6 protein-coding genes are annotated in these 12,848 nt (G+C 47.2%); 2 read left to right on the top strand and 4 right to left on the bottom strand.

Annotated features, from left to right (window positions below; genetic code table 11):
• Positions 1–470 precede the first annotated feature (470 nt).
• From H6F77_RS05275 to lepA, 4 genes are all read right to left on the bottom strand, one after another.
• Positions 471–5,477 (bottom strand): beta strand repeat-containing protein, encoded by a 5,007-nt coding sequence (locus tag H6F77_RS05275; RefSeq protein WP_190486079.1) that lies wholly within the window; start codon positions 5,475–5,477, stop codon positions 471–473.
• Positions 5,478–5,913: 436 nt separating this feature from the next.
• Entirely contained in the window at positions 5,914–7,305 is a 1,392-nt protein-coding gene (locus H6F77_RS05270) for a UDP-glucose dehydrogenase family protein (protein WP_190486077.1), read from the bottom strand.
• Between the two features lie 113 nt (positions 7,306–7,418).
• Positions 7,419–8,354: a UDP-glucuronic acid decarboxylase family protein gene (locus H6F77_RS05265; RefSeq protein WP_190486074.1), complete on the bottom strand. Its 936-nt coding sequence runs from the start codon at positions 8,352–8,354 to the stop codon at positions 7,419–7,421.
• A 161-nt stretch (positions 8,355–8,515) separates the two neighbouring features.
• Positions 8,516–10,327, bottom strand: coding sequence for a translation elongation factor 4 (gene lepA, locus H6F77_RS05260; protein ID WP_190486073.1), 1,812 nt, complete (start codon positions 10,325–10,327; stop codon positions 8,516–8,518).
• A 413-nt stretch (positions 10,328–10,740) separates the two neighbouring features.
• Between lepA and H6F77_RS05255 the strand changes: the two genes are divergently transcribed.
• Together H6F77_RS05255 and H6F77_RS05250 are read left to right on the top strand one after the other, a co-directional pair.
• Complete coding sequence (locus H6F77_RS05255) at positions 10,741–10,971, top strand: hypothetical protein (RefSeq protein WP_190486071.1); 231 nt, start codon at positions 10,741–10,743, stop codon at positions 10,969–10,971.
• Between the two features lie 144 nt (positions 10,972–11,115).
• Entirely contained in the window at positions 11,116–12,810 is a 1,695-nt protein-coding gene (locus H6F77_RS05250) for a GAF domain-containing sensor histidine kinase (RefSeq protein ID WP_190486069.1), read from the top strand.
• Positions 12,811–12,848: the final 38 nt, after the last annotated feature.

The following is a 12,848-nucleotide window of genomic DNA, read 5'->3' as shown; positions in this document are numbered from 1 at the left end:
CTTGAACATAGTTATCGATAATTTTTTGCCGTAAGTCGAGCGAATATGCCTTCATTTCTCTTTAAGGAAAATGTACAACCTATCTATTAATCGTACCTCATTAGATAGGGAAACGCTATAATTACATATTGCAACGGAAATTATGGGTGTCCGGATGCATCACGAATATCTAGCCAATAAATAAAAAATGTGGGCACTGCCGGGATGCTAGCTACTCAAAAGTATTTAGTGGCCTACAATCGCATAATGGAAACCAGCTTTTTCCAGCTGCTTTTTATCCAAGAGCTAATTAGAATAAAACCGATATCTATAGAATTACTATTTATCAATGCAGATGAGCTAATCACTGCAACGGATAAGTTGCGGTTTGTCAAGGTTTTAAAGATAGCGATCGCGACACTAAACTCTAATAAGTATTGCTTTAAATTATGAATGATGAATTATAATTCATCATTCATAATTTAGACTAATTAATCACACTTGACTAAAGCAGGTTTAAGTGCCTTGCTCACCTCGACAATTGCCATATTTTTACCTCCGACATTGGCAAAACGAACCTTCACCAAGCTAGTAAATTCCGCGCCTATCGATGCACTCACCCGCGCCAGAATATTCTGTCTCATCAAGTCTTGATTGTTAGACAAACCACTCCCCTCTTTACCACCATTAGCTAACAAATCATCAACACTAATTGACAAACTGCCGCCATTGCTATTCATAAAATCAGCGATCGCGCTCAACAACTTGTTCAATTTGTCGAGTCGCACGTCAGCAGCGGAGGCGATCGCATGAGGCGACTTGTTTGATTTTTCGAGTGGCGCGTCAGTAGTTGAGACACAGGCTAAAATTACCTTTTCAGACACAAAATCAGGCTGTTTTTGCGGTTTGGGGGTAGCTTCCTCTTGAGGTGGAGGATCTAGCGATTGAGGAGTAGCGATCGCAGTTGGTTGGGGAGTAGTGCCAGCACCGCCGGAGATTTTAGCAACACTGCCACCATTTAGAGTAAACGTGTCGTTGAGCGTACCGCCTGTGAGATTTTGGAAATTCTCGAAGGTGACATTACCGTTGATATTGCCGCTGTTAGCACCAGTAATACTCCAATTGTTGGCAGCATTTTCCCCAGTTAGGGTGTTATTGTATGTGCTGTTGCCAGCTGCGCCTTGAATGTTGAGGATATTACCGCCAACTGCTGTAGCATGACCTGGAGTAGTTGTACCCAATGTTACGCTTGCATCGCCTGAATAAGCAGAGTAGTCGAGGCTGTTTGTACCTTCTTTACCGTCTATGTTGCCGCTAATAGAAGCAGTAGTGTCGGTGAATTTGAAGCTGTCGTTTCCGCTACCGCCAATCAAATTACCAACATTCTCGAAAGTTAAACTGTGGTTCGCGCTGCTTAAGTTTCCTTTGTTGCTGCCTGTAACGTTCCAAGTGGTGTTATTGTTAGAACCTACAAGAGTTGAACTGCCAGCAATATTTACAGGTGAGTTAAATACAGCTGGATCGTTGATGGTGACAGTACCACTACCATCAGCGCGTCCGATGGCAACTTGGCTAAAACCAGCTTTCAAGGCAGCTAAATCTGTAGTGGTTAAGTCTAGGGTAGCCGCGCCAGAATCAGCTAAATTCCCAATTTGGATATTTTGCTGTGCTGTAGTAGGTTGGAGTTGAATCGTACTACCGCTGACAGAGTTAGCACCACCATTTAAATCGATTTCATTGCCTGTCAAATTTATATTGCTGGCATTCACAGAACCAGAAATAACTACAGCACCCCTGTTTAAACCATTGTTTTCTACTAACAGATTGGCGGCGTTGATATTACCCAGAGTAATATCGCCGCTCATCGAGTTAGTTAAACCCGCACCTGTAGACAAGCGGATAGTAGTATTACCCGTTCCCGAGTTAAGAGTTACTCCGGCTGCAACAGTAATAACAGCATTACCGGGATCGCGGAAGGCATTAACGACACCCGCCGCAGCAGTATCGTTGGCTATTAGTGTGAGATTGCCATTATCTGTCGTGATGTCGGCATTAACCAGAATACTGCGCCCTGCTTGCAAAGTGAGATCGCCGCCATTTCCGGTGGGATTGTTGCTAGTAACGACACTATTAATCGTAATGTCGTTGTTCGCTTGCAACGTAACAGCAGTACCCATGTTGGTGATACTGGTAATTAGGTTGGGATTGATCGTAATGTCTTGACTGGGGAAGTAGCCGTAAGTGAGGGATGAGGGGTTGCTAATGGCGATATCTACCCGCCCCCGAGAGCTGTTAAAAGAGGGACTGGCGATCAGATAATTACCGTTATTTAAGGCAGAGATCCCACCGTTGCCGAAATAGTGACGATAAGTTTGTCCGTTGATGCGGTTAATTTCCACCCCAGTCGTACCGTTCGTCAGAATCACCGTGCCACGATAGTCACCGAATGCATCAGCACTAGGGTTGCCGAAGACAAAGTTATAGTTATTTAAGCCAGCGATCGCGCCGTTGCCGAAGACAAAGTTACCGTTATTTAAGCCAACGATCGCGCCGTGGCCGAAATAGTCGTAATCAGCTTGTCCGTTGATGCGGTTAATTTCCAATCCTGTCGTGCCGTTTGCCAGAATCACCGTCCCGCGATTCGTACCGCCTGCACTAGCTTGGGGGTTGCCGAAGACAAAGTTACCGTTAGTTAAGCCAACGATCTGGCCGATGCCGAAGCGGAGGTAATCAGCTTGTTCGTTGAAGCGATTAATTTCGACACCAGTCGTGCCGTTTGCCAGAATCACCGTCCCGCGCCTATAACCGCCTGCACTAGCACCAGAGTTGCCGAAGACAAAGTTACCGTTATTTAAGCCGACGATCTGGCCTGAGCCGAAAGAGTCTCCATCAGCTTGTCCGTTGATGCGGTTAATTTCCACCCCAGTAGTACCGTTTGCCACAATCACCGTGCCGCGACTCCTACCGCCTGCACTAGCATAGGGGTTGCCGAAGACAAAGTTACCGTTATTTAAGCCGGCGATCTGGTCTGAGCCGAAAGAGTCGAAATCAGCTTCTCCATTGAAGCGGTTAATTTCCACCCCAGTCGTGCCGTTTGCCACAATCACCGTCCCGCGATAGCTACCGCCTGCACTAGCACTGGGGTTGCCGAAGACAAAGTTACCGTTGGTTAAGCCAGCGATCGCGCCGTTGCCGAAATTGTCGCGATCGGCTTGTCCGTTGAAGCGGTTAATTTCCACCCCAGTCGTGCCATTTGCCAGAATCACCGTCCCGCGATGCGTACCGCCTGCACTAGCATCGGGGTTGCCGAAGACAAAGTTACCGTTAGTTAAGCCAGCGATCGCACCAAATCCAAACCAGTCACCATCAGCTTGTCCGTTGATGCGGTTAATTTCCACCCCAGTCGTACCGTTTGCCAGAATCACCGTGCCGCGCCTCGTACCGCCTGCACGAGCATAAGAGTTGCCGAAGACAAAGTTACCATTAGTTAGGGCAGCGATTACGAAGCTGCCGAAATAGTCGTAATCAGCTTGTCCGTTGATGCGGTTAATTTCCACCCCAGTCGTACCGTTTGCCAGAATCACCGTGCCGCGATATGTACCGCCTGCGCTAGCCACAGGGTTGCCGAAGACAAAGTTACCGTTATTTAAGCCAGCGATCTCGAAGCTGCCAAAATAGTCGCCGCTGTTTTGACCATTAATCGTCCCCAAGACGGCCCCAGTCGTGGGATTAAATAAATATACCGCCCCAGCATTCTGAGCAATTAAGCTATCACCCCGGGAAGACACGACTATGTTGCCATTACTCAACACCGCCGCCTTATAGCCAAAGTAATTATTTATGTTAGGGTTCGGGTCAAGCAGTTGAAACGAACTGCCACTTACACTGCTATCGATGATGATACTCTTGGGGTCGAGTAGCAACTGCCCGGCTTTTCCTTTTGCAGCGCTGGCATCTGCCATCCCATTAAACGCTAAATCGTTCTTCCCGGAGACTTCCATAAAGCCACCGTTACCGCTATCTTTACCGCCTCTTGCTGTAACAGTGCCGTAAAAGTCTGTTCTTTGATCTGACCAAACTATCACTTTCCCGCCGTTGCCATTCTCTAGAGCATCGGCATTCAACGTCGTGGCATGATTGACAAAGGTGTTCTGGGCATTTATCGCCCCTGTCGTTTGTCCTTGATAATCCCCGCCTGCGAGAATTTCCCCGCCCCCACTACTACCGCTAGCATTTAGCGATGCTGCCATGAGTCGCAAGTCGCCGCCAAATATGCGAATCTTGCCGCCTGTTTCTCCTGTTGCTTGCAAGCTTCCTGACGTGGTTAATACTGTATCTTGCGAACCGTTGAAGGTAATATTGCCTCCAACTTGTCCGTTTGCCTGGGTTGTGGCGCTGGCGGTTTGGATTGCTGTGCCGCTGTAGTTTACTGCTATATTGCCGCCATTTCCCCCAGTTCCATTAGCCGCAATTTGTCCTGCATCCAGTAAGTTACGAGTCTGGATATTAATATTCCCGCCAGTATTGCCACTTGCACTGATATTGCCGCGATTTTCCAGCACGCGAGAGTTAATGTTAACTTTTCCGCCGTTGTTGCTGGAAGATGCGGCAATTTCTCCCTTGTTACCGACGTAGCCGTTGTTACCTACTACTTGCACCCTACCATCAGGACTGGTAACAACTTGCAGTGCATCTGGAATTGTGCCGCCTGTCAAGAGTTGCGGTAATGATGCCGGCGCGATTGTTTGGGTTTTGGCGTTAATTGTCGTCTTTGTGTCGAGGGGCAATTCCAAACTCAGCAGACTCCCGTTTGGAGTAATTCTGACTAATTTCTCCTCCTGTAGGGCTGTTATGGTGATATTGCCCCCCGGTGCTGATAATGTCCCGGTGTTGATGACGCTGCCGCCGACTAAACTGATAGTTTGTCCTGAGTTTACGGCTATATTGCCAGAATTAGCGATCGCTCCTATATTCTCTTTGGTGAAGGCAAAGCTGTTAGGGTTCCCTATGAGTGCGGCGTAGTTATTTCCCCCGAGGGCATTAAACCAGTTGTTGTTGCCAAATCCAATAGCATTGGCAGTTGTTGCGGTAAATGACGCGGGAACGTTTAAACTTGCACCACTGCCAAAAACTATCCCCGCCGGGTTCATCAAAAATAAGTTAGAATTTCCGCCGCTTACCTGAATTAAGCCATTAATAATAGATGCATCCCCGCCCTCCACGCGCCCTAAAATATTCTTTATCGCTGGGTTAGAGAGAAAATTGGCAATTTCCCCAGGATTCAAGCCAAATTTCTGGAAACTGTGAAATAGATTGGCGCGATCTCTAGATAGTTGGCCGCCGTTTATGTTAATAGTGTTGCCTCGTGGCGTGACAGTCGTCCCTGTGCCATCGTTAGCTGGGGTGATAGATTGGGCGCTGGCGATCGCATAGGTCAGAGCTTGCACCACGAAAACGCTGCCTAGCAGCAGGCTGCTTCTGCTTAAAGCTAAGTACATACAAATTTTCCTAATTTTAATAAAGGAATTATTTCAAACTGCCTAGTAATAACTACGTTTTCCTCAGTGATAACACGGTAAGTATAATGCTAAGTAGAAAAACAGATATCTACAAACTTATTAATTAATTTACACATTATAAAGGAAATATATGGTTATCCGGAGTAATTATAAATATCTAGCTAACAAATAAAAAATATGGACGCTGCCAACTTTTTTTTAGTCAAATTATTTAGTTACCTATGACCGCATAATGGAAGCCAGCTTTTTCTAGCTGCTTTTTATCAAGAGCTGATTAGAATAAAAACGATATCTATAAAATTATTAATTACGAATATGGAAACGGAAATTATGGGTGTGCGGAGGAATTACGAACACCTAGCTAATAAATAAAAAAGGTGGGCATTGCCCACCCTTTTTTGCTAGTCAAAACTATTTAGTGGCCTATTCCCACATAATGGAAACCAGCATTTTCTAGCTCTTTTTTATCCAAGAAGTTGCGACCATCGATGACGACAGGATTGTTCATCAACTTAGCCATCTTGGGATAGTCTAAAGTGCGGAACTGCTGCCATTCTGTAACCACTACCAAAGCATCGCAGCCATCAGCCAGCCGTTCTGGGTCGGTTTCCACAAACACGCCAGTCAGACCGTGACGCATACCAGTAGAAGAAACAATTGGGTCGTAGGCTTTAACTTTTGCACCCAGTCGGTTGAGGTTCTCGATGAGGTTGAGCGAAGGTGCATCGCGCATATCATCGGTATCGGGTTTGAAAGTTAAACCCAGCAGTCCAACAGTTTTGCCCTTGAGGATTTTGAGTACCTGTTGGAGTTTTTCCAAGGCAATCAGGCGCTGGCGTTGGTTGACGCTCACTGCGGCTTTAAGCAATTGAGCATCATAGTTATAGTCGTCAGCCGTGTGAACTAAGGCTGAGACATCTTTGGGGAAACACGAGCCACCCCAGCCAATGCCAGCTTGCAAAAACTTGTTGCCAATGCGGGAATCCAAGCCAATGCCTTTAGCAACTTGGGTGACATCAGCACCAACGCGATCGCATATATTCGCTACTTCATTAATAAAGCTAATCTTAGTAGCTAGGAAGGCGTTGGCGGCGTACTTGATCATCTCCGCCGAGTTGATATCTGTAACCAATACAGGGACTTGTGGTAAAGACTGGTCTTCGGCAAACTTGCGCTCAACGATGGGGGTGTAGAGTTCCTTCATCATCGCGATCCCTTTCGGGTTGTTGCTGCCCAACACGATACGATCTGGGTTAAAGGTGTCGTAGACTGCTGAACCTTCGCGCAAGAACTCAGGATTGCTGACAACATCAAACTCAGCAGCAATCTTGGCGACAGTCTCCTCGCTTACGACGCCACCTGCTCCCACGAGAACTTTTTGGCGTTCTGCAATTCCATCCATCACGATCATCCGCACCCAGTCACCCGAACCAATGGGCACGGTTGATTTATTCACAATCACCTTATACCCATCAGTAAGATGGGCACCAATTCCCCTAGCAACAGCCTCGACGTAGCGGGTATCGCTTTCACCAGTAGGCAAAGGAGGCGTCCCCACAGCGATGAATAAGATTTCTCCGTGTTCGACGCCAGCGCCTAAATCAGTTGTGAATTCAAGGTTGCCGCTTTGATAAGCAGCTTGCATGATATCTGACAGTCCTGGTTCAAAGATTGGGGACTGACCAGCCTTCATTAACTTTATTTTTTCTTCGTTGTTGTCCACGCAGATAACGTGATGCCCGATATGGGCAAGACAAGCACCTGTAACCAAGCCAACGTATCCGGTACCAATAACACAAACGCGCATAAGGGGGAGATCCTCAAAATTTAGGGTTAGCAGTTAGTCTTAAGATGCTGGAGGCTAGGGGTTATCCCTAACCGTTCCCTGTTTTATTGTTCCCGTAGTTGATGGAATTCTAACTATGTGGCCGAAGATATGCGATCGCTGAAATCCTGTATCGTCAGTTTCAACCCTTGTTCCAGAGGTACGCTAGGTTCCCAACCCAAGTATGTTTTAGCGCGGGTAATATCTGGCTGGCGTTGCTTGGGGTCATCTTGAGGCAGGGGTTTAAATATAATTTCCGCCTCTGGATTCACCATCCCTTGTATTTTCTGAGCCAGTTCTAATATGGTGTATTCGCCTGGATTGCCTAAATTTATCGGGCCTGTATGCTCGCCGTTCATTAACCGCATCAGACCTTCCACCAGGTCGGAAACGTAGCAGAAACTGCGGGTTTGCGAACCATCCCCATAGACGGTCAGCGGTACTCCTCTGAGAGATTGAGCTATAAAATTGCTCACAACTCGACCGTCATTTTCTAACATCCTGGGGCCAAAGGTGTTAAAAATTCGAGCTACGCGAATATCCACACCATTTTGGCGATGATAGTCAAACGATAAAGTTTCAGCAATACGCTTCCCTTCGTCGTAACATGCTCTGATCCCAATAGGGTTGACATTGCCCCGATACTCTTCTGTTTGGGGATGAACATCTGGATCGCCGTAAACTTCAGACGTAGATGCTAGCAAAAATCGTGCTTTAACGCGCTTGGCTAAACCCAGCATATTCAGCGTCCCCATCATGCTGGTTTTGACAGTTTTGACGGGGTTGAACTGATAGTGAACTGGGGAAGCAGGGCATGCTAGATGATAAATTTGATCCACCTCTATCCGAATTGGTTCGGTGATGTCGTGGCGGATCATCTCGAAGTAGGGGTTATCTAACCATTGCAGGATGTTGCGCTTAGTTCCGGTGTAGAAGTTATCTAAGCAGACAACTTCATGACCTTGTTCCATCAAGCGATCTATAAGATGGGAACCAACGAAACCCGCACCACCTGTAACCAAGATTCGCATCGGTAACTTACTCGCCTTGTTGAATCGCCATTTAAGATTAACCGTCGGACTGTTTAGGTGTCCACATCTTCAGGTTAGCAACCAAGCTTACACTATGCAGGAGCGATCGCGATCCGCTAAAAACGGTTACTCGCGATGCTCGTCTGCGATCGCCAGGTTGTTTACTCCTTATCCAGTCGCAAAACTGCCATAAATGCCTCTTGCGGCACGTCAACTGTCCCAACTGCTTTCATCCGCTTTTTACCCTTTGCCTGTTTCTGTAGCAGCTTTTTCTTACGACTAATGTCACCGCCGTAACATTTTGCCAGCACGTCTTTCCTTAATGCCGGGATGTGTTCGCTGGCGATCACTTTAGAGCCGATTGTGGCTTGAATCGGTACCTTAAACTGATGGCGCGGGATAAGTTCTTTCAACTTCTCAGCCATCGCCCGCCCTACGTTATAGGCTTTGTCCCGATGGACGATCATTGCCAAAGCATCAACAGGATCGCTGTTGATCATAATATCCAACTTGACTAAGGGATTTTCGCGGTAGCCGATGATTTGATATTCCATGCTGGCATATCCCCGCGTTCGCGACTTCATCTGGTCAAAAAAGTCTGTAACTACCTCTGCTAAGGGCAACTCATAAGTTAGTGTTGTCCGCCCTTGGGCAAGATACTTCATATCCTTGAAGACGCCACGCCGATTTTGAGACAGTTCCATCAAAGTACCCACGTACTCTTCGGGGGTAATCATGTCCACTTTGACATATGGCTCTTCGATTTTTTCCCGTTCGTTGGGCGACGGTAACGTACTGGGATTGTCGATTAATAACACCTCTCCCTTGTTGGTTGTTACTTGGTAAACCACTGAAGGAGCCGTAATAATCAAATCCAGGTTATATTCTCGCTCTAGCCGTTCTTGGACAATTTCCATGTGCAGCAAGCCCAAGAAGCCGCAACGGAAGCCAAAACCCATAGCGCTAGAGGTTTCCGGTTCGTAGGAGAGAGCCGCATCATTTAGCTTTAGTTTATCTAGGGCTTCGCGCAAATCTGGAAACTGGTCTGCATCAATGGGAAACATTCCGCAGAAGACCATCGGCTTGGCTTGAGCGTAACCTGGTAAGGCAGCGGCAGCAGGGGCAGTAGAGAGGGTAATTGTGTCTCCTACCCTGGCGTCTTCGACGGCTTTGATGGCGGCTCCCAGGTATCCCACTTCTCCGGCGTGGAGTTCGTTTACTTGTATTTGGTTAGGGGAAAGGATGCCAAGTTCGTCAATTTCGTATTCTTTACCCGATGCCATCAGACGAATGCGATCGCCTTTTTTTACCGTACCATCTACTACTCGGAAGTATACAATTACACCCCGATAGCTGTCGTAGTAGCTATCAAAAATTAACGCCCGCAGCCGTTCAGACACAGTATCGGCAGGCGGTGGTACTAGATGCACAATTGATTCTAGAATTTCGTCAATGCCAATTCCTTCTTTAGCAGAAGCCATAATTGCACCGCTGCAATCTAGGCCGATAATTTCTTCGATTTCTTGTTTCACCCGCTCTGGTTCAGCACCGGGCAGGTCAATCTTGTTTAAAACTGGGATAATTTCCAGATTGTGTTCTAGAGCAAGATAGACGTTGGCAAGGGTCTGGGCTTCGACTCCTTGGGAAGCGTCTACAACTAGGAGCGCACCTTCACAAGCGACGAGACTGCGCGACACCTCATAAGAGAAATCTACGTGCCCCGGCGTATCAATTAGATTGAGAACGTATTGTTCTCCATCTTTGGCTGTATAGTTCATCCGAGCTGCTTGCAGCTTGATGGTGATGCCGCGCTCCCGTTCCAAATCCATGTTGTCCAGGAACTGTTCCTTCATCTCCCGGGCAGTGACCGTGCCCGTTGTCTGCAACAGTCGGTCTGCCAGAGTCGATTTTCCGTGGTCGATGTGGGCGATGATGGAAAAATTGCGAATACGAGAGACGGGAACTGAGGTCATAGGTTATGTATCGTACAGCCAGGAGCGGCAGTAGAAGGTTCGGGATACTTAATGTATTTTAATGTTTCCATGTCTGCTGGGGGCGCTCGCTCGCGACTTTCCCCTCTGACACTAGAAAGTATTTGCTTACAGGCGCTAACAGACTCAATGCAGATAATGCCGCAATCGGCCTATATCGACGGAGCGATCGCAAAAACTGAGGCAGCCCCAACTATAGAGCTAATAGATCAACTATTGTGTAAGTTAATATTACAGAGCCAGGGCTTAAGAGCGGTTCGGTAGTTTAACGTAGAATGCATATAAGGAAAGAATATGTATTGTTTCCTGTGCTTCGGCAGTTGTGCATACGCCGATCGCCAGCTTGGCTGGAAGTTTAATTAACAGAATTTCATAAAACCCCCGTAAAAGTGCTTATGAACGATCGTGCATTATATTCCCAACAGTCAGGAGAAAAGGTGGAAATTTCAATACACCTTGACCCTGAACTACTAACTCAAATTAAGCACCTGACGAACGATCCTAGTAAAGTCATTGAAACTGCTATCAGGCAGTGGCTCAGAGGTAACGGAGAGCGAGATGATGAGCTTACCCGGACGTTAGTGCGAAATCCACCCGTACCGCCGCGAGGCGAATGGAACGATTAGTTATAGCCAAGAACGAGTTTAGAGACCGTATGAACCCGGTCTCTAAACTCGTATCTAGCAAGCGAGTGTTGTCTGGTTGCATCTACGGGGGTGACGTCGAGTCATCGTTGCCTATTATACATTGCAGTTTCCAGGTCTTTTCTGATGACTGCTCCTGCTGATTTTCAATTAACTTCTCTAGAGTCAACAGATTTGGCATCTGCCAATCCTGCACCAAACCTGAATGGATTTTTGCATGGGTTAGGAGCCGAACTGGCGTTTACTCAAGATGCATCAGGCCAATACCTTGGATTTTATTGGCAGTCTGGCCAACGCTACGGTCTGACATCGGATCGGCTTGTTGGACGAGAATTAAGCCATAGTTTTGGCCCGGTAGCACGTGATGCTTATCTAGCTCAAATAAAGAGAATTCTTGAGCTGAGAATTCCCGAAAGCGGCAGTTACGAGTTTACCTGCGGCGGTCAGTCTTTAGTATTTGAGCTGACGATAACACCGATTTTGCCCCCTGATGGAATTGCAACGGCGGTTCTAGTGATGGGATGCCAATCGCATCAAATGAAAGAGGCGATCGCGCTAGTAGATCCAGATACCCACGAAAGGCTCGTGGCTTCCCTCGCCCGCAATATCAGGCGAACCCTAGATCTAGACACCATTTGGCAGCAAACAGTCATGGGTCTGGGAAAAGCATTGAATGCTAGCCGCTGTATTATCTGCTCCTACAAGCCTGGAACAACAAAAGTACAGGTAGAAGCGGAGTATGCCCAGCCCCAGTTACGTTCGATGCTGGGTGAAAAGCTCGTATTTGCTGATGAGCCGGAACTATTTCAAGCAATTGAAACCCTTGAACCAGTAACCATATATGAGGATAGGGCTAGTTCATACAAACAACTCTCGGTTCTGGCGATCGCTACCTGCGACCAAGACCATCCCAACGGCTTGATCGTATTGCACCAAACGGATCGCCAACGCCAATGGCAGCCAGAGGAACTGGATATGGTGCGCGAACTAGCCGATCAAGTTGGTTCGGCGATCGCTCATGCAACATTGTATAAAGAACTAGAGGCAGCTCGCGAACAAGCCGAAGAAGCTTCCCGCCTTAAAAGCCAGTTTCTAGCCAACACCTCCCACGAACTCCGCACGCCCCTAAACGGCATGATAGGATTCCTCAAGCTGATTCTGGACGACATAGCAGACGACCCAGAAGAACAGCGGGAATTTATCCAAGAAGCCTACAATTCAGCGCTGCACCTGCTAAACATCATTAACGATATCTTGGATATCGCCAGAATTGAAGCTGGCAAAATGAATCTGGATATGGGGCCCGTGAAGCTGCAAGAGTTATTTTCTAATGTGGAAAACTTTACAGGGAATCAAGCCCATCAAAAGAACCTCAGCTTCACTATTGATATGCCTGCCACCCATGATGAAATTATCTTGTATGGCAACTACCAGCGGCTGCTACAGGTGATGTTAAACCTGGTTGGCAATGCTATCAAATTCACTCACGAAGGTGGGGTGACAGTAAGTGCCGAGGTAATCAAAAAGAAAGTCAAGTTTGCAGGTCAGGAATTACCCGGCATGGTAAAAGTCCAAGTGGCTGATACTGGAATTGGCGTCTCCCTAGTTGACCAAGACAAACTTTTTCAATCTTTTAGTCAAGTGGATGGGGAACGCACCCGCACATATGGGGGAACGGGATTAGGGCTGGCAATCTCCCAAAAGCTAATGGAAGCTATGGGTGGAGTGGTTAACTTTTACAGTATGGGCGAAGGACTCGGCTCGACAGTCACCTTCACAGTGCCATTGTTTCAAGAACCTTTGATGGTTACTACGTCATAGACTAGATTTACTTGCCCTTTTTAAATAGGAGGGGCAAA

The organism is Microcoleus sp. FACHB-831, from assembly GCF_014695585.1.
Lineage (GTDB): Bacteria > Cyanobacteriota > Cyanobacteriia > Cyanobacteriales > FACHB-T130 > FACHB-831.
Note: the sequence above shows the minus strand (reverse complement) of the source record. Positions and strands in the feature narration are given on the sequence as shown.